Annotated in this window: 25 protein-coding genes; 10 read left to right on the top strand and 15 right to left on the bottom strand. The window is 71.4% G+C overall.

Features of this window, described 5'->3' with window-relative positions:
• Positions 1-505 precede the first annotated feature (505 nt).
• Positions 506-2113 (top strand): cellulase family glycosylhydrolase, encoded by a 1608-nt coding sequence (locus tag AB0B97_RS27985; protein WP_357497833.1) that lies wholly within the window; start codon positions 506-508, stop codon positions 2111-2113.
• A gap of 237 nt (positions 2114-2350) precedes the next feature.
• The gene (locus tag AB0B97_RS27990) at positions 2351-3715 is read left to right on the top strand and encodes a cellulose binding domain-containing protein (RefSeq protein ID WP_357497835.1); all 1365 of its coding nucleotides are present in this window, start codon (positions 2351-2353) and stop codon (positions 3713-3715) included.
• A 46-nt stretch (positions 3716-3761) separates the two neighbouring features.
• Here AB0B97_RS27990 and miaB read toward each other — a convergent pair whose 3' ends face one another.
• Positions 3762-5261 (bottom strand): tRNA (N6-isopentenyl adenosine(37)-C2)-methylthiotransferase MiaB, encoded by a 1500-nt coding sequence (gene miaB, locus AB0B97_RS27995; RefSeq protein WP_357497837.1) that lies wholly within the window; start codon positions 5259-5261, stop codon positions 3762-3764.
• A 56-nt stretch (positions 5262-5317) separates the two neighbouring features.
• Between miaB and AB0B97_RS28000 the strand changes: the two genes are divergently transcribed.
• Positions 5318-5575: a DUF2277 family protein gene (locus AB0B97_RS28000; protein ID WP_234590787.1), complete on the top strand. Its 258-nt coding sequence runs from the start codon at positions 5318-5320 to the stop codon at positions 5573-5575.
• Positions 5576-5691: 116 nt separating this feature from the next.
• Here AB0B97_RS28000 and AB0B97_RS28005 read toward each other — a convergent pair whose 3' ends face one another.
• Together AB0B97_RS28005 and selD are read right to left on the bottom strand one after the other, a co-directional pair.
• Positions 5692-6171, bottom strand: coding sequence for a hypothetical protein (locus AB0B97_RS28005; protein ID WP_234590785.1), 480 nt, complete (start codon positions 6169-6171; stop codon positions 5692-5694).
• A gap of 239 nt (positions 6172-6410) precedes the next feature.
• A complete protein-coding gene (gene selD / locus AB0B97_RS28010) occupies positions 6411-7400 on the bottom strand; it encodes a selenide, water dikinase SelD (protein WP_234590783.1) in 990 nt (329 codons plus the stop codon).
• A 194-nt stretch (positions 7401-7594) separates the two neighbouring features.
• Here selD and AB0B97_RS28015 point away from each other — a divergent pair, with 194 nt between their 5' ends.
• From AB0B97_RS28015 to AB0B97_RS28030, 4 genes are all read left to right on the top strand, one after another.
• Entirely contained in the window at positions 7595-8350 is a 756-nt protein-coding gene (locus tag AB0B97_RS28015; protein WP_357497840.1) for an amino acid ABC transporter ATP-binding protein, read from the top strand.
• Positions 8351-8407: 57 nt separating this feature from the next.
• Positions 8408-9343, top strand: a complete 936-nt coding sequence (locus AB0B97_RS28020; RefSeq protein WP_357497843.1) for a glutamate ABC transporter substrate-binding protein — start codon at positions 8408-8410, stop codon at positions 9341-9343.
• A 79-nt stretch (positions 9344-9422) separates the two neighbouring features.
• Complete coding sequence (locus AB0B97_RS28025) at positions 9423-10079, top strand: amino acid ABC transporter permease (RefSeq protein ID WP_234590776.1); 657 nt, start codon at positions 9423-9425, stop codon at positions 10077-10079.
• Between the two features lie 34 nt (positions 10080-10113).
• Positions 10114-10995, top strand: coding sequence for an amino acid ABC transporter permease (locus AB0B97_RS28030; protein ID WP_357497846.1), 882 nt, complete (start codon positions 10114-10116; stop codon positions 10993-10995).
• Between the two features lie 64 nt (positions 10996-11059).
• Here the strand turns inward: AB0B97_RS28030 and rny are convergent, their stop codons facing one another.
• A complete protein-coding gene (rny, locus tag AB0B97_RS28035) occupies positions 11060-12826 on the bottom strand; it encodes a ribonuclease Y (protein WP_234590771.1) in 1767 nt (588 codons plus the stop codon).
• 827 nt (positions 12827-13653) lie between these two features.
• Here rny and AB0B97_RS28040 point away from each other — a divergent pair.
• Positions 13654-14250 carry a hypothetical protein gene (locus tag AB0B97_RS28040; protein ID WP_357497848.1) on the top strand — a complete coding sequence of 199 codons (597 nt, stop codon included), beginning with the start codon at positions 13654-13656 and terminating at the stop codon, positions 14248-14250.
• A 30-nt stretch (positions 14251-14280) separates the two neighbouring features.
• Here AB0B97_RS28040 and AB0B97_RS28045 read toward each other — a convergent pair whose 3' ends face one another.
• The 10 genes from AB0B97_RS28045 to AB0B97_RS28090 all read right to left on the bottom strand — a co-directional run bounded on the left by AB0B97_RS28045 (position 14281) and on the right by AB0B97_RS28090 (position 23220).
• Positions 14281-14415: a hypothetical protein gene (locus AB0B97_RS28045; RefSeq protein WP_357497850.1), complete on the bottom strand. Its 135-nt coding sequence runs from the start codon at positions 14413-14415 to the stop codon at positions 14281-14283.
• Positions 14416-14544: 129 nt separating this feature from the next.
• Positions 14545-15372, bottom strand: a complete 828-nt coding sequence (locus AB0B97_RS28050; protein WP_357497852.1) for a 3-keto-5-aminohexanoate cleavage protein — start codon at positions 15370-15372, stop codon at positions 14545-14547.
• Positions 15373-15403: 31 nt separating this feature from the next.
• Positions 15404-16093, bottom strand: coding sequence for a regulatory protein RecX (locus tag AB0B97_RS28055; protein ID WP_357497854.1), 690 nt, complete (start codon positions 16091-16093; stop codon positions 15404-15406).
• 14 nt (positions 16094-16107) lie between these two features.
• Positions 16108-17154 carry a recombinase RecA gene (recA, locus tag AB0B97_RS28060; protein ID WP_234590751.1) on the bottom strand — a complete coding sequence of 349 codons (1047 nt, stop codon included), beginning with the start codon at positions 17152-17154 and terminating at the stop codon, positions 16108-16110.
• 184 nt (positions 17155-17338) lie between these two features.
• On the bottom strand, positions 17339-17539 hold the full coding sequence (locus AB0B97_RS28065; protein WP_145784952.1) for a DUF3046 domain-containing protein: 201 nt from the start codon (positions 17537-17539) through the stop codon (positions 17339-17341).
• A gap of 4 nt (positions 17540-17543) precedes the next feature.
• Positions 17544-18935, bottom strand: coding sequence for an MFS transporter (locus AB0B97_RS28070; RefSeq protein ID WP_357497857.1), 1392 nt, complete (start codon positions 18933-18935; stop codon positions 17544-17546).
• A gap of 162 nt (positions 18936-19097) precedes the next feature.
• A complete protein-coding gene (locus tag AB0B97_RS28075; protein ID WP_357497859.1) occupies positions 19098-20702 on the bottom strand; it encodes a flavin monoamine oxidase family protein in 1605 nt (534 codons plus the stop codon).
• Between the two features lie 190 nt (positions 20703-20892).
• Complete coding sequence (locus AB0B97_RS28080; RefSeq protein ID WP_357497861.1) at positions 20893-21597, bottom strand: UdgX family uracil-DNA binding protein; 705 nt, start codon at positions 21595-21597, stop codon at positions 20893-20895.
• Between the two features lie 68 nt (positions 21598-21665).
• Positions 21666-21788, bottom strand: coding sequence for a hypothetical protein (locus AB0B97_RS28085; protein WP_255788023.1), 123 nt, complete (start codon positions 21786-21788; stop codon positions 21666-21668).
• Positions 21789-21879: 91 nt separating this feature from the next.
• On the bottom strand, positions 21880-23220 hold the full coding sequence (locus AB0B97_RS28090) for an aminotransferase class I/II-fold pyridoxal phosphate-dependent enzyme (protein WP_357497863.1): 1341 nt from the start codon (positions 23218-23220) through the stop codon (positions 21880-21882).
• A gap of 34 nt (positions 23221-23254) precedes the next feature.
• Between AB0B97_RS28090 and AB0B97_RS28095 the strand changes: the two genes are divergently transcribed.
• Both AB0B97_RS28095 and leuE read left to right on the top strand, forming a co-directional pair.
• On the top strand, positions 23255-24496 hold the full coding sequence (locus tag AB0B97_RS28095; RefSeq protein ID WP_357497865.1) for a bifunctional pyridoxamine 5'-phosphate oxidase family protein/GNAT family N-acetyltransferase: 1242 nt from the start codon (positions 23255-23257) through the stop codon (positions 24494-24496).
• Positions 24496-25167, top strand: coding sequence for a leucine efflux protein LeuE (leuE, locus tag AB0B97_RS28100; protein ID WP_357497867.1), 672 nt, complete (start codon positions 24496-24498; stop codon positions 25165-25167). Before AB0B97_RS28095 ends, leuE begins: the two co-directional genes overlap by 1 nt.
• Before the next feature lie 7 nt (positions 25168-25174).
• On the opposite strand, the gene AB0B97_RS28105 is transcribed toward leuE, so the two are convergent.
• Positions 25175-26104, bottom strand: coding sequence for a sporulation protein (locus tag AB0B97_RS28105; protein ID WP_357497869.1), 930 nt, complete (start codon positions 26102-26104; stop codon positions 25175-25177).
• Between the last annotated feature and the right edge of the window lie 110 nt (positions 26105-26214).

Raw genomic sequence — 26214 nt, forward strand, 5'->3', positions numbered from 1 at the left:
GGGGGGGGGGGGGGTTTTTTGTGGGGGGGGGTTGGGGGTTGGGCGCGGGGGGGTTTTTTTTTGATTGGTGGGGGGGGGGGGGGGGGGGGGGGGGGGGGGGGGGGGCGGGGGGGGGGGGGGGGGGGGGGGGGGGGGGCGGGGGGGGGGGGGGGGGGGGGCGGGCGGCCGGAGCGGGTGCGCGGGCGAGCGGCGCACGCCACCGAGCAGCGCACACGGGCGGGCTGGGCGGGGGCGGGGGCGTGGGCTGGGCGGCGGGCCGTGCAGTTGACGCATTGAGGCGGGCTGATGAGAATGGGCGACGGAGCCAGGTAGGGCCACCGGGACGAGGGCGACGACGGCGGGGCTCCGCTGTCGAGGATCGGCCGGTGAGCGTTCGCGAGTGTCCCCGTCCGCGTGACATGGACCGTCGCGCACTGTCCGCGTACCCCAAAGGGGCCGTGACGTGCCGACGGTAGCTCGCCCGCGCGGCCCTTGGCCGGCGCCGGGCCTTTGAAGTGGAGCACGAATGTTCCGTCCCAAAGCTCTCGGCGGTGCGCTGACCGCGCTCGCCACCGTCGCGGCCGGCGTGTTCATCGCCGCCGCCGTCAGCACCACCCCGGCCTCCGCCGCGGGGACCGGCACCGGCTATCTGCACACGAACGGCAGTCAGATCGTGGACAGCACCGGCGCCACGGTCCGGTTGACCGGCATCAACTGGTTCGGCATGGAGACCGACAACAAGACCTTCCACGGGCTCTGGTCGAGCAATCCGTGGCGGGGGCAGCTCGACACGATGGCCCGGCTGGGCTACAACACGTTGCGGGTGCCGTACTCGAACGACGCGCTGAAGGCGGGCGCGACGGCCACCGGGATCAACGACTTCGTCAACCCGGACCTGATCGGGCTGTCGCCGTTGCAGATCCTGGACAAGGTGATCGACTACGCCGGCAGCAAGGGGATGCGGATCATCCTGGACCGGCACCGGCCGACGTCGGCCGGGCAGTCGCCGCTGTGGTACACGTCGACGGTCTCCGAGGCGACGTGGATCAACGACTGGAAGATGCTCGCCCAGCGGTACGCGGGCAACCCCACCGTGATCGGTGCGGACCTGCACAACGAGCCGCACGCCGAGGGCACCAACCCGGCGGCCACCGGCGCGTGCTGGGGCTGCGGTGACACCGCGCGGGACTGGCGGCTCGCCGCCGAGCGGGCCGGCAACGCCATCCTCGGTGTCCAGCCCAACTGGTTGATCTTCGTGGAGGGGGTGAGCTGCCCCAGCGGTGGCCTCTCCAACGTGTGGGACAACGACCCGAGCAACGACGAGGACTGCGGCTGGTGGGGCGGCAACCTGTCCAAGGCCGGCCAGTTCCCGGTACGGCTGAACGTGGCCAACCGGCTGGTCTACTCGCCGCACGAGTACGCCACGTCGGTCTACCGGCAGACCTGGTTCGACGCCCCCGACTACCCGGCGAACCTGCCGGCCATCTGGGACAAGTACTGGGGTTACCTGTACAAGCAGAACATCGCGCCGATCATGATGGGCGAGTTCGGCAGCACTCTGGCCGACCCGAAGGACAAGGTGTGGCTGGAGAAGTTGATGGCGTACACCGGCACCGGGGTGACCGGCATGTCCTTCACCTACTGGTCGTGGAACCCCAACTCGGGTGACACCGGCGGCATCGCGTTGGACGACTGGACGAACATCAACACCACCAAGCAGGCGATCCTCCAGCCGTACCTGATCGCGCCGTCCGGTGGCGGACCCACCGGCGGGCCGACGGGTGGACCGACAGGCGGACCGACCGGCGGGCCGACGAGCGCGCCTCCGGGCGCCTGCACGGCCACCTACCGGCAGGTCAACGCCTGGCAGGGCGGCTTCCAGGGTGAGTTGACGGTCAAGAACACCGGTACGGCAGCGGTCAACCCGTGGACCGTCACCTGGAGTTGGCCGTCCGGCGTGACGCTTGGCAGTGGCTGGAACGCCACAGTCACCCAGTCGGGCACGACTGTCACCGCCGCCGCGCCCAGCCACGCGCCGTCGCTGGCGGCGGGGGCCTCGGTCACCGTGGGCTTCACCGCCAACGGCACGGCCAGCGCCCCGGCGACCGTGAAGCTCAACAGCGCCAGCTGCTGAGTCGCGAGGGTGGCCGGCGTCCACGTCGTGGGCGTCGGCCGCCCCGGGGCATTTACATCCAGGGCCTTCTATGTTCTCATCGGGAAAGCGCTTGCCTCCGTAGTGGTCGGCGCGAGCGCGGGAGCCGCTTTCACCGAACTGCACCGGCGGACCCGAGACCCCGTGGGTCCCGGCCACCTCGCCGCCCACGGGCATGGGCGTCGCGACGGTCCGTCCGCCTCATCGAGAGGAAGCAGCATGCGCACACCACAGCGTCGGATGACGCTGCTCGCCACCACCGCCGCAGCCACCGCGGCCCTGGTCACCGGCGGGCTCCTGACCGCCGTCTCGGCCCAGGCGGCCGCCGGCTGCCAGGTCGCCTACTCGGTCGCCAGCCAGTGGCCGGGCGGATTCACCGGCAACGTCACCGTCACCAACCTCGGCGACCCGGTCTCCGGCTGGACGCTGCGCTGGTCGTACGGGGCCGGTCAGCAGGTCAGCCAGGCGTGGGGCGCCACCGTCACCCAGAGCGGCAGCCAGGTCTCCGCCACCAACGTCGACTACAACGCCAATCTGGCCACCAACGGCAGCACCTCGTTCGGCTTCAACGCGAGCTGGAACTCCAGCAACCCGGACCCGACCAGCTTCACCCTCAACAACGTCGCCTGCACCGGTGGCACCACCACCCCGACCACCCCGGGCACGCCGACCACCCCGCCGACCACCCCGCCGATCCCCAGCGATCCCCCACCGAGCGTCCCGCCGCAGACGGGCCTGGTCGGCTGGGCCACCCAGAACGGCGGCACCACCGGCGGTGGCGGCGCCCCGGCCACCACCGTCTCCAACGCCTCGGCGTTGACCAGCGCACTGAACGCCACCGGCTCCGCCGTCATCCGCGTCTCCGGCACCATCTCCTGCTCGGGAATGCTGCGGGTCCGGTCGAACAAGACCATCCTCGGCAACTCCGGCGCGACGATCGTCGGCTGTGGACTCAACGTCAGCGGTGACCGCAACGTCATCATCCGGAACCTGACCTTCCGGGACTGGAACGACGACGCGATCAACGTGCAGGAGTCGGCCACCAACATCTGGATCGACCACAACACCTTCAGCAACGGGTACGACGGCGCGGTCGATATCAAGCGCGGGTCGGACTTCGTCACGGTGTCGTGGAACCGGGTCTTCAACCACGACAAGACCATGCTGCTCGGCCACAGCGACGACAACGGCGCGCAGGACACCGGCCACCTGCGCGTGACGTACCACCACAACTGGTTCGACGGCAGCAAGCAGCGCAACCCGCGGGTGCGCTTTGGCAACCCGGTGCACGTCTACAACAACTACTACCGGGCCAACACCGGCTACGGCGTGGCCTCCACCGAGAACGCCGGGGTGCTCGTCGAGGGCAACTACTTCGAGAACGTCCCCGACACGTACCACCTCGGTGAGGCCGACTCCGGGCCGGGCCGCCTGGTGGCCCGCAACAACTACTTCGTCAACTCGCCGGCCGGGCAGACCGGCGGCAGCGTCGCCAGCATCCCGTACTCGTACCAACTGGACACGGCGAGCAACGTCAAGTCCGTCGTGACGGCCGGCGCCGGCGCCGGTCGCATCACGGTCTGACCGTGAGTCGGTCGGGGTCCGCCGTGCCGGCGGGCCCCGGCCGGGGTCAGTGCGCGGCGCAGCCGCCGGTGGGCGCGGGCGCGACCGCCGGTGCGCCGATCGTGGGCAGGCCCAACAACACCCCGGGGGTACGCGGAGAGCGCCCCGCCTCGGCGGCGTCGCCGGCCCGCGTGCGCCGGTGCGACAGCGGCGCCCCGTCCGCGTTGAGGTGATGCGGCGCGGCGTACGTGACGGTGGTGTGCACGATGTCGCCGGGCCGGATCGACCCGGCGAAACTGCCGGCGTCGAAGTGGACGAGCCGGCCGTCGCGGGCCCGGCCGGACAGCCGCCCGGTCCGCTCGTCCTTGCGACCCTCGCCGACCGCGACCAGCACCTCGACGGGCTCCCCCACCAGACGCTTGTTCTCCGCCCAGGAGATCTCCTCGACGGCCGCGATCAGCCGCTCGTACCGCTCCTGCACGACAGGCTTGGGCAACTGGCCGTCCATCGTCGCGGCGGGAGTGCCGGGGCGCTGCGAGTACTGGAAGGTGAAGGCCGAGGAGAACCGGGCCTCGCGCACCACGTCCAGCGTGCGCTGGAAGTCGGCCTCCGTCTCGCCGGGGAAGCCGACGATGATGTCGGTGGTGATCGCCGCGTCCGGCATCGCCGCGCGGACCTTCTCGATGATCCCCAGGTACCGCTCGGAGCGGTACGACCTGCGCATCGCCTTCAGCACGTCGTCGGAGCCGGACTGCAACGGCATGTGCAGCGAGTGGCAGACGTTCGGCGTCTCGGCCATCGCGGCGATCACGTCGTCGGTGAAGTCCTTCGGGTGCGGGCTGGTGAACCGGACCCGCTCCAGGCCGTCGATCTCACCTGTCGCGCGCAGCAGCTTGCCGAACGCGTACCGGTCGCCGAACTCGACGCCGTAGGAGTTGACGTTCTGCCCGAGCAGGGTCACCTCCAGCACGCCCTCGTCCACCAGTGCGCGCACCTCGGAGAGGATGTCGCCAGGACGGCGGTCCTTCTCCTTGCCGCGCAGAGAGGGCACGATGCAGAACGTGCAGGTGTTGTTGCAGCCCACCGAGATCGAGACCCAGCCGGCGTACGTGGACTCGCGGCGGGTCGGCAGCGTGGACGGGAAGACGTCCAGCGACTCCAGGATCTCCACCTCGGCGGCGGCGTTGTGCCGGGCCCGTTCCAGCAGCACCGGCAGGGCACCGATGTTGTGCGTGCCGAAGACGACGTCCACCCAGGGCGCCCTGCGGACGATCTCGCCGCGGTCCTTCTGCGCCAGGCAACCACCGACGGCGATCTGCATCCCCGGGTGCTTGTCCTTCACGGGGCGCAGATGACCGAGGTTGCCGTAGAGACGGTTGTCCGCGTTCTCCCGCACCGCGCAGGTGTTGAAGACGACGATGTCCGGGGTGTCGTCGGCCTGGGGCGCGCGCACGTAGCCGGCCTGTTCGAGCAGGCCGGAGATGCGCTCGGAGTCGTGCACGTTCATCTGGCAGCCGTAGGTGCGCACCTGGTAGGTGCGCGGGCTGCCCGCCGCTGCGGTAGTCATGACCAGGACAGCGTATCCGGGTCGACCGGATCACCCCGAACCGAGGAGGACCCGACATGTGCCGAAGCATCAAGACGTTGCGGGAGCCGTTCACCCCGCAGGTGACCGAGGCGGACATCGAGGCGGCGGCGTTGCAGTACGTCCGGAAGATCTCGGGCTTCCGGGCGCCCGCCGCGCACAACGCCGCCGCGTTCGAGGCCGCGGTGGCCGCCGTGACGGAGGCCACCCGCACCCTGCTCGACCAGCTGGTCGTGCGGGGTGGCGGGTCGGGCGCCGCCGACCGGCCGGCCGCCGCCGCCACCGGGCGCGGCTGACCACTTCGGCGCACCGACACCGGCCCGGGTTGGCCCGGCACCTGCCCGCCCGGCTCGCCCCGGGCACCGGCCCGGCTCACCCCGGCACCGGCCCGCCTGGCTGGGTGGGTGCCGCGTCAGGCTGCGGCGAGCACCGGTGCGACGGTGTCGGGTGCCCAGCGCGAGCGGTGACACTGCGACCAGCCCCGGCAACCCGGATCACCCAGCGTGCACAGCCGGTGCCGGCTGAGCACCTCGCCGTCGTCGGTGTCCCGGACGTCGAAGTGCACCGGGCGGACCGTCCCGTCCGGTGCGACGAGCAGGTGCCGACCGGCGTCGAGCGTGTCGTCGCGCAGTAGGCAGTTGCGGCCCAGCAGGCGGGCCAGCGCGGCGATGCTGGCGTGCTCGGAGAGCCGGTCGGGCACCCCGTAGCAGTCGACCACCGTCGAGAACTCGCCCGGCGCCTGCCAGACGTCACACACCACCGCGTACGCCGGCAGTCGGGCCGGATCCGCCACTGCCAGCGGCATCACCACCCGACCGAGCGCCTCGGCCAGCGCCGGGTAGACCTCCACGGGTCGTACCCGATCGATTCTCCAGTTCCACAGCTCGGTCATTCCGCCTCCTCGCTGCGTTCGTCCCACCGGCCTCCGGATCGGGCCTTACTGACGATGGTGGGGGGCATTTGACCCCAGCCGGGGGCAAGTTACCGGTCTGTGACCATTCCGGGCAAAATTTCCCTGAGCGGCATTGCTCGGAGTAGCGGGAAGGTGACAGTTTATCGGCTATCGTGCGCCATCCGAACCACCGGGACCGCGTGTCCCGGCACCGCCACCGGGCCTTTCCGCCGCGCCGGTCAGCGCAGGACGACCAGGTGCTCCCCGCGGGGCAGCAGCTCGCCCACCACCGGCGCCCCCGGCAGCTCACCGGCGACCAGCAGGCCGCCGGAGGTCTGCGCGTCGGCCAACAGCAGCCGCTCACCCTCGTCCGCCGCGCCGAAATCCGTCCAGGGGGTGACCCACTCCAGGTTGCGACGGCTGCCGCCGCTGACGTACCCGTCGCGCAGCGCCTCCCGCGCACCGGCAAGGTACGGGACCCGGGCGGTGTCGATGGCCACCGTGAGCTGACTGGCACGGGCCAGCTTCGACGCGTGCCCGAGCAGGCCGAAGCCTGTCACGTCGGTGCCGCACCGGATGCCGGCGGCGACCGCCGCGCGGGCGGCGTCCCGGTTGAGCGCGCTCATCGAGGCGACCGCCTCCGGGAAGGTCTCACCGGTGGCCTTGTGCCGGGTGTTGAGCACGCCCACCCCGAGCGGTTTGGTCAGCGACAGCGGCACTCCCGCGCGGCCGGCGTCCAGAGTGATCAGTTCCTCCGGGCGGACGGTGCCGGTGACGGCGAGACCGTACTTCGGGCCGTCGTCGTCCACGCTGTGCCCACCGGCCAGGTGACAGCCCGCCTCCCGGGCCACGTCCTGACCGCCGCGCAGCACCTCGCGCGCCAGCTCCAGCGGCAGCACGTCGCGCGGCCAGCAGAGCAGGTTGAGCGCCACCAGCGGGATGCCACCCATCGCGTACACGTCGGACAACGCGTTGGCCGCGGCGATGCGCCCCCAGTCGTACGCGTCGTCGACGACCGGGGTGAAGAAGTCCGCGGTGCTGACGATGCCGGTCCGCTCGTCCAGTCGGACCACCGCGGCGTCGTCGCCGTGGTCCAGGCCGACCAGCAGCTCAGCGGTGCCGGTGGCCGGGCCAAGGCCAGCCACCATGACCTCCAGCTCGCCCGGCGGGATCTTGCAGGCGCAGCCACCGCCGCGCGCGTAACGGGTCAGCCGTACCGGTTCCGTCATCCCTCCATGATCTCGGCAAGCCCGCGCGGACGCCACAGTTGCGGCCCGGTGGTGACCGAAATCGGACGCCCGACAACGATCGGGGCCGGTGTTACCGCTCCGTGACCAACTGAGTTGCGTTCCGCCACTTCACGCCGCCTACAGTTGCCCAACCGGGGGTCAACCGACCCCGATCCGGGGAGACGACAGGGACGGTGGACGACGTGACGACGGGCGAACCGCTCATCGTGCTGGACGCGGTCAACAAGTGGTTCGGGCCGCTGCACGTGCTGGACGACGTCTCGCTGTCGGTGGGTCGGGGCGAGGTGGTCGTGGTGATCGGCCCGTCCGGCTCCGGCAAGTCGACGCTGTGCCGCGCCATCAACCGACTGGAACCGATCAACTCCGGCACCATCACCTTCGACGGTCAGCCGTTGCCGGCCGAGGGCAAGCCCCTCGCCAGGCTGCGCAGCGAGGTGGGCATGGTCTTCCAGTCCTTCAACCTCTTCGCTCACAAGACCATCCTGGAGAACGTCACCCTCGGGCCGATCAAGGTCCGCAAGGAGAAGGCCTCCGTGGCCCGCGAGCGCGGCCTGGCCCTGCTCGACCGGGTCGGCATCGCCAACCAGGCGGACAAGTTCCCCGCCCAGCTCTCCGGCGGTCAGCAGCAGCGGGCAGCGATCGCCCGCGCCCTGGCCATGCAGCCCAAGGCGATGCTGTTCGACGAGCCGACCAGCGCGCTGGACCCGGAGATGGTCGGTGAGGTGCTGGACGTGATGACCTCGCTGGCCAGCGACGGCATGACGATGGTCGTGGTCACCCACGAGATGGGTTTCGCCCGGCACGCCGCCAATCGGGTCATCTTCATGGCCGACGGCAAGCTCGTCGAGGACGCCTCCCCGGCGGAGTTCTTCGCCAACCCGCGCAGTGAGCGGGCCAAGGACTTCCTCTCCAAGATCCTCACGCACTAGGCGTCCGTAGTGGAGCGTGCCGTACAACGGCGGGCTCCGTTGAAGAAGGAGAAGAGTATGCGTATGAAGCGCGTGGCGGCGGTCGCCATGATGGCGTCCCTCGCCCTGTCCGCCGCGGCCTGCGGCAAGGACGGTGAGCCGACGCCGAGCGCCGGTGGGAACGCCTCCGGTGGCGCCCAGGCCGACACCTGCAAGAGCTCCGGCGCGACCTTCACCCCGAAGACGGACGCTGCCGTCGCCGGCAGCCCGACCTTCGAGAAGATCAAGGCGGCGGGCAAGGTCTCCATCGGCGTCAAGTTCGACCAGCCGAACCTCGGCTACAAGGACGCCCAGGGCAAGCGGTGCGGCTTTGACATCGAGATCGCCCAGTACGTGGCCAGCACGCTCGGCGTCGACCCGGCGAAGATCGAGTACAAGGAGATCGCGTCGGCCAACCGGGAGACCGCGATCAAGGGTGGTGAGGTCGACTACTACGTCGGCACCTACTCGATCACCGACAAGCGCAAGAACGACATCTCCTTCGCCGGCCCGTACTTCGTCGCCGGCCAGGACCTGCTGGTCCGCAAGGACGAGTCGGCGATCACCGGCAAGGACGCGCTCAAGGGCAAGAAGGTCTGCTCGGCCACCGGCTCGACCCCGATCCAGAAGGTCCGCGACGAGGGTCTGACCGAGGCGAACAACATCGTCGAGTTCAAGACCTACTCGGAGTGCGTGTCGCAGCTGCTCGACAAGAAGGTCGACGCCGTCACCACCGACGACGCCATCCTCAAGGGCTACGCGGCGCAGAACCCGGACGAGCTGAAGGTGGTCGGCCAGCCGTTCAGCACCGAGAAGTACGGCATCGGCCTGCCGAAGGACGACAAGGCGCTGCGCGACTACGTCAACGACCAGATCGAGGCCGCCTTCACCAACGGCACCTGGCAGAAGATCTACGACGGCACGCTCGGCCTGTCCGGCTCGGCGGGCACCCCGCCGAAGGTCGAGCGGTACTGATCGTCCGGCTCGACACGAGTTGCGGCGCCGGGCGGGGCTCGTCCCCGTCCGGCGCCCGTCCGAGGACTGAGAGCGAGGCATGGGCGAGTTCTTCCGCGTACTGACGGACAACGGGCAACTGTTCGTCGACGGGTTCACCAACACCGTCAAACTTTTCCTGATCGCCGCGGTCGGCAGCCTCGTCCTCGGCACGCTGCTCGGCGCGATGCGGGTGTCCCCCGTGCCGGCCCTGCGGGCGTTCGGTGCCACGTACGTCAACCTGGTGCGCAACACCCCTCTGACGCTCGTCTTCGCGTTCCTCGTGTTCGCGGTGCCGAAGCTCGACGTCAACATCGACTACTTCCCCAGCGCCGCCATCGCGCTGACCGTCTACACCTCGGCGTTCGTCTGCGAGGTGATCCGCTCCGGCGTCAACACGGTCGCCGCGGGCCAGGCCGAGGCGGCCCGCGCGCTGGGCATGACCTTCGGTCAGGTGCTCACGCTCATCGTGCTGCCGCAGGCGTTGCGGGCGATGGTCCCGCCGATGATGAGCGTGTTCATCGCGATGCTGAAGAACACCACCATCGCCGCCGGCTTCTCGGTGCTGGAAGCCGGCGCGATCCCGGCGTACATGGCCGAGCGGGGCGAGCCGCAGTTCGCCGTCCTGCTCTGGATCACCATCGGCTTCCTGATCCTGATCCTGCCGCTGGTGGCGCTGCAGCGGTTCCTCGAACGCAAGTGGCGGGTGGCCCGATGAGCGAGCCGGCAAACCCGACGGCGGCGAACGGAAGGTGGCTGAGTTGAGCCAGGCGTCGATCCTCTACGACCTGCCCGGGCCCCGCGCCAAGCGGCGCAACGCGATCCTGGGCGTCGCCTCCACCGTCGGCATCATCGCCCTGCTCGCCTACATCGGTTACAAGTTCTACGACACCGGCCAGTTCGAGGCTCGCAAGTGGGAGCAGTTCCAGTACTCCTCGGTGCAACGCGAACTGCTCGGCGGCCTGTGGGCGACGCTGAAGGCGGCCGGCATCGCCGCCGTCCTGGCGCTGCTCTTCGGCGCGGTCTTCGCCAGCGGCCGACTGAGCGACAAGTGGATCCTGCGCGCACCGTCGACCTTCGTGGTGGAGCTGTTCCGGGCGATCCCGCTGCTGATCCTGATCTTCTTCGGCTACTACGTCCCACTGCAGTACGGCTGGTCGATCGACAAGCTGTGGGCGCTGGTCATCGGGCTGATGCTGTACAACGGCTCGGTCCTCGCGGAGATCTTCCGGGCCGGCATCAACGCGGTGCCGTACGGGCAGACCGAGGGCGCGTACGCGATCGGCCTGCGCAAGAACCAGGTGCTGCGGCTCATCCTGCTGCCGCAGGCCGTCCGGTCGATGCTCCCGGCGATCGTCAGCCAGCTCGTGGTGCTGCTCAAGGACACCGCGCTGGGCTTCATCATCACGTACCCCGAGCTGCTGTTCGCCGGGAAGCAGATCGGCGGCCGGTTGCCGTTCGGACTGCCGTACGTGCCGACGTACCTGATCGTGGCGGCCGTCTACATCACCATTTGCGGCGCCCTGTCGATCCTGGCCTGGTGGTTGCAGAAGCGGATGGGCCGCACTCCGCGGACGGCGGCGAAGGTGCTGCCCGCCCAGAGCGTCGGCGAGGACTCCGCCCGGATGATCTGACGGGACCAGCGGAACGAGTGACGGGCGGGTGGCCACAGCCACCCGCCCGTCGTCTGTTTCGGGATCAGCGAGCGATCTCGGTGACCCGGGACTCGCGGACCACGGTGACCCGGATCTGACCCGGGTAGGTCAGCTCCTCCTCGATCTGCTTGGCCACGTCGCGGGCCAGCACGGCCGCCCCGATGTCGTCCACGTCGTCGGGCTTGACCATCACCCGGATCTCCCGGCCGGCCTGCATGGCGAAGACCTTGTCCACGCCGAGCTTCCCGGCCGCGATCTCCTCGATCCGCTCCAGGCGCTTGACGTACGCCTCCAGGCTCTCCCGGCGCGCGCCCGGCCGACCGCCGGAACAGGCGTCGGAGGCCTGGGTGAGCACGGCCTCGATGGTCTGCGGCGGCACCTCGTTGTGGTGCGCCTCGATGGCGTGCACCACGTCCTCGTGCTCGCCGTACTTGCGGGCCAGGTCTGCGCCGATGATGGCGTGGCTGCCCTCGACCTCGTGGGTGAGCGCTTTGCCGATGTCGTGCAGGAACGCCGACCGCTTGATGGTGGGCACGTCCAGTCGCAGCTCGGCGGCCATGATGCCGGCGATGTGGGCGGTCTCCACCAAGTGCTTGAGCACGTTCTGCCCGTACGAGGTGCGGTAGCGCAGCCGACCCAGCAGGGTGACCAGCTCCGGGTGGATCTCGGTGATGCCGACCTCGACCAGGGCGTCCTCGGCGGCGCGCAGGCAGAGCTGCTCCACCTCCTGCCGGGCCAGATCGTAGACCTCCTCGATCCGGTGCGGGTGGATCCGTCCGTCCAGCACCAGCTTCTCCAGCGTGAGCCGGCCGACCTCGCGGCGGACCGGGTCGAAGCAGGAGAGCAGCACCGCTTCCGGGGTGTCATCGATGATCAGGTTGACCCCGGTCACCGACTCGAAGGCGCGGATGTTGCGCCCCTCCCGGCCGATGATGCGGCCCTTCATCTCGTCGCCCGGCAGATGCAGGACGCTGACCACGCTCTCGGCGGTCTGCTCGCTGGCCACCCGCTGGATCGCGTCCACCACGATGTGTCGGGCCCGCTGCTCGGCGGTGCTGCGCGCGTCGGACTCGATGTCGCGCACCAGCAGCGCCGCCTCGCGCTTGGCCTGCGTCTCGATCGCGTCGATCAGCTCCAGCCGCGCCGACTCGGCGGTGAGACCGGCCACCCGCTCCAGCTCCCGGCGGCGCAGCTCCTCGGCCTCGGCCAGCTCGGTCTCGCGCTGGGCGAGCGCGGACTCCCGAGCCGCGAGGGCGGCGCTCGCCGCGGTGAGCTGCCGCTCCCGCTCGGCGAACCGCTCCACCTCCTCGGTGTGCAGCCGCTCCCGCTCGTCCATCCGGGCCGCCCGGCGCTCCACCTCGGCGGCCTGCTCCCGGGTCGTGGCGGCGAGCACCGCGACCTCCCGCTCGCCGCTGCGACGCGCCGCCGTGCGCAGCTGCTCGGCGTCCGCCTCGGCCTGCTTGTGCGCCCGCTCCAGCACGGTGTCCGCCTCGGCACGGGCGTCGTCGAGCACCCGTCGGGCCTCGGCCCGGGCCGCCTTCGCCTCGGCCTTCGCCGCCGCCGCCTCGGCACGAGCCGCGGAGGCCGCGGACTTGGCCACATCGATCGTGCTGTTCGCCTGGTCGGCGGCGTTGCGCAGGGCAGCCAGGGACTGTTCCTGACGGTCCTTCTCCGCGATGAAGGCGGGATCCTCCGGGGCCGGCGCCGCGCCCATCCGACGCAGTGTCCGAATGCCGACCAGCACCGCCCCGACCACGACCACCGCGAGGATCAGGACGGCCGCGAGAAGCACGACGTCGAGGGCGTTCATGCCGGGACCCCGCTGGGTCTACCGGTGAACCTGTGCCGCCGCCCCGCCATGGCCGCCTCCCCTGAACGTCAAGACCGCAGCGACTGTGCCCGAGGCACACTCCTGCGGCTGTGGACGCCCGACCGGAGCGGCTGGCCGTGGGTAGCTCTCTCCGCCGGCGGTGCCCTCGGGCATCGTCGGCGACCGGGTGCAGTTGTCGCGGAGTGCCGGACCGGCCAGTCCGGAACTGCCGCCAAAGGCCGCGGAGTCGGCCAAAGTGATGCTGTTCTGTTACGAGATCTATGTTGTGCGCTTAGCCTGCGCTGGTCGGGCAATGTGAGCCTGTATGGCGAGGCTAGGTCGCCGAGGGCGGTCTGGTCAAGGACTCATGATCAAACCCCCCGAACGGAGAGAAGTTGCAGCGTCACGCAAAGCTGATGTCGTGTCGGACACGGCAGGACAAACGCGGCGAGCCGACGCCCCCGATTCGGATGTCGTGCCTGTTCAGCGGTAGCGGCACCCCCCGCCCGGCGCCGACGTGGTGATACTGGTGACCTGCAGAGTCGCGAACCTCGCTCGACCTACCCGATCCCGACGCGACCCGCCGCGCAGTGCCCCAAGATCGCGCTCAACCCCCGCGCAGTGGCCCAAGATCGCACGCGACCCGCACACAGCCCTCAAGATCGTGCTCGATCCTGGATGTAGTGCTCCCAGCGGCGCGGTGATGCCCCTACATCCTGGATCGAGCACGATCATCCGCCTCGGTGCGTGCAGGGTGGTACAGACGCGAGCACAGACCGTGCCGCTGGCGGATTGTCGATCATCTGAAGGTCCCCTACCGTCCAGGCATGACGCGAAGGCTGCTCCTGTTCATGGGCGTGTTGGCGCTGTCGTTCGGTGCCGTGGTGGTCTTCGCGAACTGGCGACCGACCATCGACTCCGCAAGCCGGTCGGATGACACGCCAGCGCTCAAGCCTGGTGAGCGGACCACCACCGCAGACGGGCGTATGAGCTTCACCGCGCCGGCAGGCTGGACGACGCGCCCCTGCCCGCCACGGGAAGACCCGGCCTGTGCCCAGGTCTCGCCGAAGGGCGGGGGCGAGGGCGACGTGGTCATGCTGATGATCACAGCGCCGAACCCGGTGGAGGGCTCACCGATGGATCTGTTCCTCGTCGACGACCCCGTCATCGTGCCTTCGGATCCGGCGGTCCAACGATTCACGCTCGACGGCGCGAAGGCCGTCCGGCTCGACTCCTACAAGCTCCCTCCTGAGCCGATGGCGAGCATGGATGAGATGCCCGGCGTCAGCGACGTGATGGTCTTCGGCGTCGTTCCCGACGCCACCGACGAGTTCATGATCATGTGTCGGAACGGCGTGCTGCCGGCGGCGCAGATGCGGGCGGGCTGCGACCTGATCGTGGAAAGCTTGCGTTTCCCCCGCTGACCGACCTCCGGAGTTCGGCGGTCGCACCGCTCACTCGATCGGGCGACTTCCGGGCTCCAGAGCGCCCTCGGCGTTGGCGAGCGCGTCGGCGTCGATCTTGCTCGGCGCACTCGGCCGCCTCGGCGCTCTGCGCGGCGAGCCGTCCTTCACCGCGCGGATGGCCACGCCGGGCGGCCTCACCGTCGGCCCGACGCCGCGAACCGCCTCAAGATCGTGCTCGATCCTGGAAGTAGTGGCCTCACCGGCGCGACGATGCCCCTACCTCCTGGATCGAGCACGATCATCCGCGGCGGCTCAGCTCGCGCCGGCTGCCAGCGCGGCGGTGACCAACGCCGCGTTGCCCGGTGCCGTTGTGCCGTCGGGCAACAGGAGTGTGTCCTCCAGCCCGATCCGGGTGTGCAGCCCACGGCTGACCGCCTCGACGAGCACCGCCCAGGTGGCCGGACCCTCGGCGTGCAACAGCACAGGCGGAGTCCCCGCGGTCTCCGGCGGCGACCCGTCCGGCAACCCCGACCCCTGTGGCACGCCGGGCATCCCCGCCGACCCCGGCACCCCGTCCGGCAACCCCGACCCGTGTGGCGCGGCGGGCGTCCGCGCGGGCGGCGGCAGCGCGGCGAGGATCCGCGCCGCATCGGCAAGCGCGACTACCGGCTCCTGCGCCATGCACTCGACGAGGATCCGGCCGGCCGGCACCCGCCAGGACCGGTACGCCTGCACGGCGTCGACAGTCCAGAGCCCCACCTCGACGAGCACGCCACGCTCATGCAGCGCGGTGGCGACCGCCTCGGCGCCGGGCTCGTGCGCGTTCACCGAGGCGAAGTCGGGCAGCACCGACCAGGAGCGGACGGCTGCCACCCGGGCGGCCGGGTCCGGTTCGATCCAGGCCCCGGTGCTCACCCCCACCGGCAGCCCCGGTCGGGCCGCACGGATCGCGGTCAGCGCATCGGCGATCACCGTCGGGTGCAGTGACTCGACACCGGCCGCGTTCCTGGGGTGGACGTGCACGGCCGCGACGCCCAGCGCGGCGCAGCGGGCCGCGTCGGCCGCCAACTCCGCCGGGGTCACCGGCACGGCCGGATGGGCGGCACGACTGCGCTGGCCGTTCAGACACGCTTTCACCATCGGGTCACCCCCACCGCACCCACCGCGCCACTCAGTCGAGCGGACGGCTGTCGCGCTCCAGATCGCCCTCGGCGTCGGCGAGCGCGTCGGCGTCGATCTGCTCGGCGAACTCGGCCGCCTCGGCGCTCTGCGCGGCGAGCGCGTCCTTCACCGCGCGGATGGCCACGCCGGGCGGATAACCCTTGCGGGCCAGCATGCCCACCAGCCGGCGGAAGACCGCGTCTGGCTCACCCCGGGCGGTGCGTAGCTTGCGCTCCACGAGGGCGCGGGCGGTTGCGGACTCGGTCTCCTCGTCCAACTCGCCCAGCGCCTCGGTGGCCACCTCACCGTCGACGCCCTTGCGGCGCAGCTCGTTGGCGAGCGCGCGGCGGGCCAGGCCACGACCGGTGTGCCGGCTGGACACCCAGGCGCGGGCGAACGCGGCGTCGTCGATGATGCCGACCTCGTCGTACCGGTCCAGTACCTCGGCCGACACCTCCTCGGAGATGCCCCGCTTGGCCAGCGCCCCGGCCAGCTCGGCGCGGGTACGCGGACGGACGGCGAGCTGGCGGAGGCAGATCTCGCGGGCCACCTCGGACTCGTCGCGCGGCGTGGACGCCGGCTCGTCCGCCGACGGTTCGGTCCGGCGGCCCCGACGGGGACGCGGCGGATCGGCGGCGTCGCCCGTACGAGGCGGACTGGCATCCCAGCCCCGCCCCGTACGGGCGCGTCGTCCTGCCATGAGTCAGCGACCCGTCAGAAGTCGACAGGCGGCAACTCGGGGCCACCGGCGGCGTCGCTCGCGCCAACCCCGACGCCGAGCTTCTCCAGGATCTTCTTCTCGATCTCGGCGGCCACGTCCGGGTTCTCCTTCAGGAACTCCCGGGCCTTCTCCTTGCCCTGGCCGAGCTGGTCGCCGTCGTACGTGTACCACGCTCCGGACTTGCGGATGATCGCCTGCTCCACGCCGACGTCGATCAGCGAGCCCTCACGCGAGATGCCCTTGCCGTACATGATGTCGAACTCGGCCTGCTTGAACGGCGCGGCCACCTTGTTCTTCACGACCTTGACCCGGGTGCGGTTACCGACCACGTCGGTGCCGTCCTTGAGGCTCTCGATGCGTCGCACGTCGAGCCGGACCGAGGCGTAGAACTTCAGCGCCCGACCACCGGTGGTGGTCTCCGGGCTGCCGAACATCACGCCGATCTTTTCGCGCAGCTGGTTGATGAAGATCGCCGTGGTGCCGGTGTTGCTGAGCACACCGGTGATCTTCCGGAGCGCCTGGCTCATCAGCCGGGCCTGGAGGCCCACGTGGCTGTCGCCCATCTCGCCCTCGATCTCGGCGCGCGGCACCAGGGCCGCCACCGAGTCGATCACGATGATGTCGATCGCGCCGGAGCGGATCAGCATGTCCGCGATTTCCAGCGCCTGCTCGCCGGTGTCCGGCTGAGAGACCAGCATCGCGTCGGTGTCGACACCGAGAGCCTTCGCGTACTCCGGGTCGAGCGCGTGCTCGGCGTCGATGAAGGCGGCGATGCCGCCGGCCCGCTGGGCGCTGGCCACCGCGTGCAGCGCCACAGTCGTCTTACCGCTGGACTCCGGGCCGTAGATCTCGACCACCCGGCCCCGTGGCAGGCCACCCACGCCGAGCGCGACATCGAGCGCGATGGAGCCGGTCGGGATCACGGCGGTCTGGACGACCGGCCGCTCCCCCAGCCGCATCACCGAGCCCTTGCCGAATTGCTTGTCGATCTGAGCGAGAGCAAGGTCGAGTGCCTTCTCCCGGTCAGGCCCTGCTGCCATGGTTGCCACCCCTGCCTTCGCCGGCGTCTTTGCTGAGCTTCGCGTCACGCGGACACGCTAGGCGCTAGGTCCGACAGAAAACCAGCCGACGGGCCGCGAGCTGTGGACGAGCACCCCGCTGTGGACAATAGCCGAACAGGTGTACGACTCGACAAGCGACACGCGGAACCGACGAAAAGGCTGCTCAGCGTAGTCGCGCGGGTACGCGGTCGGGATATGCGGCGCACACCGCCCGCCACACCACGTTCGTCCGCTCACCCGATGCCAACGCCTGCTCGATGGTCCGGCCGTCGAGCTGGGACAGCACCTGATCCCGGGCGATGCTTGCCGCGTAGCCCGGCCCGAACGCCTCCTCCAACCGCGCCCAGAAGTCGGTCAGCCGCACGTGATCAATCCTCCTCGCCGGGTGCCCCGGTCGGCACCGGGCGCAACGCTAGCGCCACCAGGGGCACTGTTGCGACCGCCGCGAGCAGGGTGAGCACCGGATAACCGGCGAGTTGCATGACAAACCCGCTGAGCACTGCGGCGCTGGCCCCCGCCAACCCCATGATCAGGTCGGAGAACCCCTGGACGCTGGGCCGCACACCGGCCGAGACCGACTCGGAGAGCAGCGTCGAGCCGGCCACCATCGTCCCCGACCAGCCCAGCCCGAGCAGGACCAGACCGATCGAGAGCCGGGGCGTGTGGTGCCCGGCGGTGCCGGCGACCGCGCAGGCGGCCAGCAGCAGCCCGACCCCGCCGAGGATCACCGCCCGCCGGCCGAGCCGGTCGGTGAGCCAGCCGACGACCGGGGCGAACGCGTACATGCCGGCGATGTGCAGGCTCAACACGATCCCGACCAGCCGCAGCACGTCGGCGTCGGCGTGCGACTCACCGAGCCGGACCGGGGTCATCGCCATCACCGCCACCATCACCAGGTGGCCGATCGCCACGGCGGTGATGCCGAGTCGGGCGGCCGGCTGTCCGCGTACCACCGACCAGGCCAGCCGCATCCCGGCGCTGCGGGGCCCGCGCGCAGCGACCGGCGCGGTGGCCGGCCCGGACCCGCCGCCCGCCGGCGCCTCGACCGCCCCACCGGCGGCCGGCGCGGCGTCGCCGGGCGGCCCGGCGGCGGTCGGTGGCGCGTCGGCCGCCGCGAGCCGCCGTGCGGTGAGCAACGGGTCGGGCCGGAGCAACCCGAGGAGTACGACGGAAGCCAGCACGAATGCCGTCGCGCTGAACGCGAACGGGCCGGCCAGCGGCGGCAGCCCCCAGCCGGTGGTGGCCCGGTCGGCCAGGTCGGCGAAGTTCGGCGCGGCCACCGCCCCGATGGTGGTGGCCCAGACGATCAGCGAGAGCTGGCGCCCTCGACGGGCCGGCTCGGCGAGGTCCACCGCCGTGTAGCGGGCCTGCAGGTTCGCGGCGGTGCCACCGCCGAACAGCAGCATGCCGAGAAAGAGCAGCGGCACCGAGCGGGTGGCCGCCGCCACCACCACCAGGACGCCGCCGACGGCGCCCACCGAATACGCCAGCACCAGGCCGGGACGACGGCCGTGCCGGGCCATGATCCGGGTGACCGGGACGGCGAGCAGCGCCGCGCCGACCACACCGGCGCTCTGCGCGACGCCCGCCACCGCGGTGCCGGCGATGCGGGCGGCGAGCAGCGCGCCGACGGAGATGCCGATGGTCACACCGATGCCGCCGATGATCTGGGTGGTGAAGAGCAGCCGCATGGTGCGCCGCTGGATCGGCGCGACGTCGAGCCGGGCGTCGCTACGCGGCACGGTCAGGTCGGTGGCCATCGGCGCTCCTCAGGACGGGGTGACAGCCCATCCTCGCGCACGCGCGCCGTGGTCCACCGCCCCCTGCCGGACCCGCGCGCGGCCCCGTCGCTCTGTAGATCTTGGACAGTTTCCGTCAGCGGATGACGGAAACTGTCCAAGATCTGGTGCTGTGCCCGTCGGTCAGCCGGCCAGCACCCGCTGGTGCAGGGACGACACCGCCGCACGGGCCGCGACGAACGCCCCGTGCTGCCAGGCCACCTCGTGGCTCAGCCAGTCCCCGGCGAAGTAGACCCGACCGGCCGGCTGGAGCAGCAGGTTGTAGCCGGCGGTGCCGTAGCGGGGCGAGGTCCAGGCGCCCTCGATGTAGCGGGTCCGGTCCCAGGCGTGCGAGTACGAGGTGACCAGCTCGCTGCGGTACTTGTCGCCGTGGATCTTCACCCCCTGGCTGACCGCGCGCTCCCGGCGCTGCTCGGGGGTGAGCCCGCTGTACGCCCGGGCGTTCGCCCCGGTGTTGTAGTAGCCGACGACCAGGCCGCGCCTGCCGTGGAAGCCGTAGGACGGGTACCAGATGTGCGACAGGTCCAGGTCGGTCTCGGTGATGCCGCCGTAGATCCGCTGATCGGTCTCCCACCAGCGGCTGCGGTACTCCAGGCCGATCTTGCCGGCGGCGGTGACCGGGAAGTCGGCCAGGGCGGCGGTCACCCCGGCGCCGAGGTTGTGGGGCACCCGGGCCATCAGGTGCGGCGGCAGCGCCGCCACGCAGTAGTCGGCGATGATCTGCGACTGCCGGCCGCCCTGCCGGTAGGTCACCTCGACCTGGCTGCCCCGGTCGGTCACCCCGGTCACCTCGGCGTTGAGCCGGATCCGGTGCCCGCCAACGGCCTTGGCGAGGGCACGCGGGATCTGGTCCATGCCGCCCACCGGCTGGAACATCAGCATCGCCTGGTCGTAGCCGAACTCGAAGGAGAAGTACCGGCCCACGTTGCTGGCGAAGACGTCGGAGAGCGCCGGGGGCGTACCGAGCAGCGTTCCCCCGTCGTTGCCCGCGCCGGGGTACGCGGAGAAGCCGCGACGGTTGGTCCCGGCGTACGCCCAGTCGTTGGCCCGCCCGCCGATCGCGCCGAAGCCCTGCAGGAACGACAGCAGCCGGTCCCGGTCCTCGGTGGTGAGCCGCGCGTCCAGCGCGCCCTGGTCGGTGGCCTTGGCGAGCAGTTCCGAGACGTAGCCGTACACGTCGGCCTTGGCGGTGCGGTACCGCACCGGCTCGGTCATCCCGGCGGACTCGTTGTAGATCCAGGCGTCGGCGTTCTGGTTGGTGAAGACCTCGATGGGTACGCCGAGCTCCCGGCAGTAGTCCATGGTGACCATCCACTGTGCGATCCGGCCCGGCCCGGCGTTGAAGTAGACGCCGTCGGAGAAACCGGCCCGCTGGGTGTGCCCGTCGAGGTCGGTCTCGACGTCGCCGCCGCGGATGGTCAGGTTCCGTCCGCCGACGCGGTGCCGCGCCTCCAGGACCGTGCAGTGGTAGCCCGCCTTGCCCAACTCGTACGCGGTGGTGAGCCCCGCGATGCCACCGCCGAGCACGACGACGCTGGCGCCCGGCCGGCCGGTCAGGGTGAAGTCGGACCGCTCGGGCGCCCGGAACGCCGGGGTCACCGACGCGTCGGCGCTGGGCGCGAGACCCATGGCTCCCATCGTGGCGAGCATCGCACCGGCACCGCCGCTGATCCCTACCGCGCGCAGGAACCCACGCCGGCTCACCGTCGACTGCGTCTGATCGCTCATGAACGCCTCCCCTACAAGATCGACTCACGTGAGTCTGCAGAGGAGCTGTTACGCCGATCACGCAACGCCGTTTCCGGCAGGTATCGCCTCAGCCGCGGGGAAGCCGGCCTTCGTGGGCAGCGCGAACGGCCGCCGCGACGTACGGCTGTGCCACGACGTCGAGGCCACCGTCCCCGGTGGAGCGGCCGCGCTATCCCGCGAGGGCGCGGGCGGCGACGGTGAGGTCGGCGACGAGACCCTCGTACGCCTTGTCCTGGTCGTCGGCGCGCAGCACGGCGGACGGATGGATCGTGGCCAGCAGGCGGGCCGGCGGGGCGTCGACCCGCTTTCCGGCGCTGTCCACCGGCACCTGGGTGAAGTCCTCCGGATGCTGGGCGGACGCGGGCCAGGGCAGCAGTTCGCCGCGCTGTCTCGTCACCCGGAAGGACGGGCCGAGCAGCGCCTTGGCGGCGGTGGCGCCGAGCACCACGACGATCTCCGGGTCGAGCCGGGCGAACTCGGCCACCAGCCAGGGCCGGCACGCGGTGATGTGCACCTGGTCCGGGGTCTGGTGGATGCGCCGCTTGCCGCGCGCCGCAAAACGAAAGTGCTTGACGGCGTTCGTCAGATAGAGCTGCGTCGGGTCCAGCTTGGCGTCGTCGACGGCGCGGCGCAGCAGCCGGCCGGCCGGGCCCACGAAGGGCAACCCCTTCTGGTCCTCCATGTCGCCGGGCTGCTCGCCGACGAGCACCACGCGGGCGCTCTCGTCACCCCGGCCGAAGACGGTCTGGGTGGCGTCGCGGTACAGCTCGCAGCCCCGACAGCCGCCCGATGCCGTGCGGAGTTCGTCGATGGTGTCAGCGTCGGGCGGGATGAACCGCTGGGCGCCGGGAGCGCTGTCGGTCTGCTCGGCCATGCCGACTGTTATATACCTCTTAGGTATCGCCTGCCGGTTACGCCCCGGGTGGGCGCGGCATGGCCGCGTCAGTAGCCGTTGCCGTTCCCGCCGCCGCCACAGGACGCGATGGCGATCAGCACGATGATGATCACGATGATGGCGACCGCGATCGCGATCCACAGTCCCCTGCGGTTTCCACCTGTAGCCATGGTCAGGCACCTCCGGCGGCCCGCATACCCACCCCACTCGCTCTGAATCGTCGTGATTCCCCCTTTTACCGGCGGAAGATTCGGTTGCCCCTCAGATAGCAAAGCCCGACGGAGGGGCGGGATGGACGGCGCGGGCCAGGGCGGCGGCCAGGGGCGTCAGCTCCTCGACGGCCAGGGAACTGACGGTCACGCGCAGGGCGGGCGGGGCCGCGATCCGGTAGAGGGCGCCGGGCGCCACCGCCCAGCCGGCGTCCCGCAACGCCGTCAGCGCGCTGGTCTCGTCCGGCACCGGCAGCCAGACGTTGATGCCGCTGCGGCCGTGCGCGGTCAGACCGTGCTCGGCGAGCGCGGCCAACAGGCCCTCGCGCCGCAGGTCGTAGCTCTGCGCCGCCCGCCGGACCAGCTCGTCGACCGCCGGGTCACCCCACAGGGCGAGCACCAGCCGTTGCAGCACCGTGGACACCCAGCCGGCGCCGACCCGCGTCCGGCCGGTCACCCGGGCCACCGTGGTCTCGTCGCCGACCAGCACCGCGAGCCGCAGGTCCGGGCCGAAGGGTTTGCTTACCGAGCGCAGGAAGGCCCAGCTCGCGGTCGCCCCGGCCAGTGGGTGCAGGGGTACGCGGGCCAGCTCCGCCGCGTGGTCGTCCTCGATGAGCAGCAGGTCCCGCCGGCCGGCGAGCAGTGCGCGCAGCTCCTCGGCGCGGGCGGCAGAGACGGCGGCGCCGGTCGGGTTCTGCGCCCGGCTGGTGACCACCAGCGCCCGCGCTCCGGCGGTCAGCGCGGCCGCCACCCCGGCCACCAGAGGACCCTCGTCGTCCAGCGGCACACCGATCGGCCGCAGCCCGAGCGCGGCGACCAGGTCGAGCAGGTTGGCCCAGCCCGGATCCTCCACCGCCACCGCGTCACCGGGGCGAAGGTGGGCGCCGAGCAGCCGCTCGATGCCGTCCAGCGCGCCGCCGGTGAGGGTGAGGTCCCCGGCGGGTACGCCGTCGGCGCTCAACCGGGCGCGTGCGGCCTCGGCCAGCTCCGGGAGCACGCCGGCCTGCGAGTAGCCGACCGGCGGACCGGTGTCGGCGGCGAGCGCGGCCAGGTGCGGGCCGATCGGGGGCAGCAGTCGGGGGTCGGGCTCGCCCCGGGACAGGTCGCGGGCGTCCGGCAGTGGCGCGGGGCGCAGCGCGGAGCGGCGGGCGGCCACCGGTGGGCGCGGACGGACGCGGGTGCCGTGCCGGCCGGCGGTGGCCAGCACGCCCCGTTGGCGCAGCTCCCGATAGGCACGGGCGACAGTGGCCGGACTGACGCCCAACTCGGTGGCGAGGGCCCGCACCGGCGGCAGGGCGGCACCGGGCGGCAGGGCGCCGGTACGGATGCCCGACTCGATGCTGGCCGAAATCGTGACGGCAGTCGTTCCACTGAACTGATAGCGTGCTGACACAAACAGGAGATTGTACTAGAACAAAGGGGCGCGCATGTATCCACCCACCGCCCGGACCACTCCCAACCGCTCGCGCGACCGGATGAGCTACGACCGGGAGGCGGCGCACGCCGTCCTCGACGAGGCGTACCACTGCGCGCTCGGCTTCACCGTCGACAGCGAACCCCGGGTGCTGCCCACCCTGCACGTCCGCATCGGGGACACCCTCTACCTGCACGGGTCCACCGGCAGCCGGCCCCTGCTCGCCGCCCGGGGCGACGGGCTGCCCGTCTGCGTCACGGTGACCCTGCTCGACGGGCTGGTCTACGCCCGCTCACAGTTCCACCACAGCGCCAACTACCGCTCGGTGGTCGCGCTCGGCACCGCCCGCCTGGTCACCGACGACCAGGAGAAGAGCGCCATGCTCACCGCGCTTGTCGAGAAGGTGGGCGCGGGCCGCAGCACGGACAGTCGTCCGCCGAGCCGACGTGAGCTGGCTGAGACCTCCGTGCTGGCGCTGCCGCTGCGGGAGGTGTCCGTCCGGTCCCGCACCGGCGGGGTCCGCGAGGACGAGACCGACCTGCACCTGCCGCACTGGGCCGGCGTCCTGCCGTTGCGGCTGACCGCCGGCCTGCCGCAACCCGCCGCCGGGGTCACCGCGCCCCTGCCGGCGTACCTGCGGACGGCCCGCACGCCCTGGCACGACCCGGTGCCACTGCGCGGCGAACACGTCCTGCTGGAGCCGCTGGACCTGGCGCACGCCGACGACCTGCACAGCGCCACCGCCGACGACGACGTGTGGCGGCACCTCTCCGTCACGCGGCCCACCGCGCCGGCCGGAACCGCCGATGTGGTCGCCGCCGCGCTGGCCGCCCAGCAGCGCGGCGAGCGGGCGCCCTGGGTGCAGCGCTGCGCGAGGACCGGGGCGGTGGTCGGCACCACGTCCTACTACGAGATCGACCCGGAACGACGGTCGGTGGCGATCGGGCACACCTTCCTCGGCCGGCCGTGGTGGCGTACCGGGATCAACACCGAGGCCAAGCTGCTGCTGCTCGGCCGCGCCTTCGACGACCTGGGCGCGGTGCGGGTCGCCTGGCACACCGACATCCGCAACGCCCGCTCCCAGGCGGCCATCGAACGGCTCGGCGCCACCCGGGAGGGAGTGCTGCGGATGCACCGCCAGCGTCCGGACGGCTCGTGGCGGGACACCGTGCAGTACGCGATGACCGTCGACGAGTGGCCGAACGCACAGGCCACGCTGCGGAAAAGACTTCTGCGGACGGCATCGGTGGCGTGATGATGGCGGGCGTGCTGGGGATCACCGACATCTGGACGTACGTGCTGGGCACCGTGGCCATCATCCTGCTACCCGGACCGAACTCGCTCTTCGTGCTGTCCACCGCCGCCAAGCGGGGCGTGGGCGCCGGCTACCGGGCGGCGGGCGGGGTCTTCGTCGGCGACTGGGTCCTGATGATCCTGTCCGCCGCCGGGGTGGCGTCGCTGCTCAAGGCGTATCCGCCGCTGTTCCTGGTGATCAAGTACGCCGGTGCCGCGTACCTCGGTTATGTCGGGGTGACCATGCTGCTCGGCGCCGCGCGGCGCTGGCGCGACCGCAACGACCCGGACACGCCGCGGCTGATCGACGCCGCGGAACCGGCGCAGATGCGCAGCCCGTTCCGCAAGGCTCTGGTGATCAGCCTGCTGAACCCGAAGGCGATCCTGTTCTTCATCTCGTTCTTCATCCAGTTCGTCGATCCCGACTACGCCTGGCCCGCGCTGTCGTTCCTGCTGCTCGGCCTGATCGCCCAGGTCACCAGCGCGCTCTACCTGACCGCGCTGATCTTCGCGGGCACGTTCCTGGCTACCCAGTTCCGCCGACGCCGTCGCCTCGCCGTGGGTGGCACCACAGCCGTGGCAGCCCTCTTTCTCGCCTTCAGCCTCAAGCTCGCCACCGCCAGCGCCGGCTGACCTCCCCTCAGGTGCCGTCGCCGCCGCCGGAGCCGCCTCCCACACCTCCGCTTCCGGCCGTGCCGCCGAGGCCGTAGCCGGGTTTGATCGGATGGTCGGGGTGGCGGCTGACATGGGCGGACCCGCCGATGGTGGCGGACCAGTCGGCGTGTGCGGCGGCCGCGGCGTGCCGGTTGATCGCCTGACGTAGCCAGCCGTCCACGGTGGCGACCCAGTCCCGCTGCCCGGCGTCCGCGTGCCAGATCCGGAACCGGCTGATGCTCTGGTGGGTGATCCCGGCCAGCGCCAGCCGACGGTCCAGCCAGATGATCACCTCCAGGCCCGCCGAGTTCGTCACGAAGATCAGCTCCAGCTCGGTGATCGGGCCGGCGTAGAGCGGCCCCACCCAGTAGCCCCACCGCTGGTGCAGCGCCAAGGCGTGCTCCACCCCCGGCAGCCCGCCCTCCTGCAACCCGGCTTGGCGGATCATGAAGCCGAGCGTGGCCAGCGCCGCCAGCACGTGCTGCTGGGTGGGGATCGGGTGCACGAGGACCGGCACCATGGCCCCCTGGTCCAAATCCGGGTCGACGGACACCTCGGTCCGCAGACCCATCCGCAGGCTCAGCAACGGCACCCCGCCGAACGTGGTCACCGGGGTCTCCCACGGCAGCGGCAACGCGAAGTCGACAGCCCGCCGGCGACCCGCCGGCACCACGAACCGCCCGGCGATCGGCAGCGAGAAGAACTGCACGAGGCGCCGGGCGGCGTCCGGGTCGTCCGGCTCGACGGTGGTGACCAGGCCGAGCCGGATGTGGCGTACGAGCACGTCGTCAGGCCCGGCGGCGAGGGTCACCCGCCCGGGCAGGCGCAGGCCCGGACGGGTGCTCGGGTTCGGCAGCGTGGTCCGCACGGACAGCCCGGTCCAGCCGGAGTCCCGGGAAACCCCCGTCAACCGCACCGCGCGCCCCCTCGCGGAACGAGGCCCCCCTGGCCCCGGACCGACCGCGCCTACCCGGTCGCGCTCACCTCACGCCCGCCACCTCGAACGGATGCCGACCCGCCGGGTAC

It is taken from the genome of Micromonospora sp. NPDC049004 (assembly GCF_040649315.1).
In the GTDB taxonomy this organism is placed as follows: domain Bacteria; phylum Actinomycetota; class Actinomycetes; order Mycobacteriales; family Micromonosporaceae; genus Micromonospora.

Excerpts from the sequence above, each read along its gene's own strand:
- AB0B97_RS27985 (WP_357497833.1), top strand. The coding sequence starts at position 506 with ATGTTCCGTCCCAAAGCTCTCGGCGGTGCGCTGACCGCGCTCGCCACC.
- AB0B97_RS27990 (WP_357497835.1), top strand. The coding sequence starts at position 2,351 with ATGCGCACACCACAGCGTCGGATGACGCTGCTCGCCACCACCGCCGCA.
- miaB (WP_357497837.1), bottom strand. The coding sequence starts at position 5,261 with ATGACTACCGCAGCGGCGGGCAGCCCGCGCACCTACCAGGTGCGCACC.
- AB0B97_RS28000 (WP_234590787.1), top strand. The coding sequence starts at position 5,318 with ATGTGCCGAAGCATCAAGACGTTGCGGGAGCCGTTCACCCCGCAGGTG.
- AB0B97_RS28005 (WP_234590785.1), bottom strand. The coding sequence starts at position 6,171 with ATGACCGAGCTGTGGAACTGGAGAATCGATCGGGTACGACCCGTGGAG.
- selD (WP_234590783.1), bottom strand. The coding sequence starts at position 7,400 with ATGACGGAACCGGTACGGCTGACCCGTTACGCGCGCGGCGGTGGCTGC.
- AB0B97_RS28020 (WP_357497843.1), top strand. The coding sequence starts at position 8,408 with ATGCGTATGAAGCGCGTGGCGGCGGTCGCCATGATGGCGTCCCTCGCC.
- AB0B97_RS28025 (WP_234590776.1), top strand. The coding sequence starts at position 9,423 with ATGGGCGAGTTCTTCCGCGTACTGACGGACAACGGGCAACTGTTCGTC.
- rny (WP_234590771.1), bottom strand. The coding sequence starts at position 12,826 with ATGAACGCCCTCGACGTCGTGCTTCTCGCGGCCGTCCTGATCCTCGCG.
- AB0B97_RS28040 (WP_357497848.1), top strand. The coding sequence starts at position 13,654 with ATGACGCGAAGGCTGCTCCTGTTCATGGGCGTGTTGGCGCTGTCGTTC.
- AB0B97_RS28050 (WP_357497852.1), bottom strand. The coding sequence starts at position 15,372 with ATGGTGAAAGCGTGTCTGAACGGCCAGCGCAGTCGTGCCGCCCATCCG.
- AB0B97_RS28055 (WP_357497854.1), bottom strand. The coding sequence starts at position 16,093 with ATGGCAGGACGACGCGCCCGTACGGGGCGGGGCTGGGATGCCAGTCCG.
- recA (WP_234590751.1), bottom strand. The coding sequence starts at position 17,154 with ATGGCAGCAGGGCCTGACCGGGAGAAGGCACTCGACCTTGCTCTCGCT.
- AB0B97_RS28070 (WP_357497857.1), bottom strand. The coding sequence starts at position 18,935 with ATGGCCACCGACCTGACCGTGCCGCGTAGCGACGCCCGGCTCGACGTC.
- AB0B97_RS28075 (WP_357497859.1), bottom strand. The coding sequence starts at position 20,702 with ATGAGCGATCAGACGCAGTCGACGGTGAGCCGGCGTGGGTTCCTGCGC.
- AB0B97_RS28080 (WP_357497861.1), bottom strand. The coding sequence starts at position 21,597 with ATGGCCGAGCAGACCGACAGCGCTCCCGGCGCCCAGCGGTTCATCCCG.
- AB0B97_RS28085 (WP_255788023.1), bottom strand. The coding sequence starts at position 21,788 with ATGGCTACAGGTGGAAACCGCAGGGGACTGTGGATCGCGATCGCGGTC.
- AB0B97_RS28095 (WP_357497865.1), top strand. The coding sequence starts at position 23,255 with ATGTATCCACCCACCGCCCGGACCACTCCCAACCGCTCGCGCGACCGG.
- leuE (WP_357497867.1), top strand. The coding sequence starts at position 24,496 with ATGATGGCGGGCGTGCTGGGGATCACCGACATCTGGACGTACGTGCTG.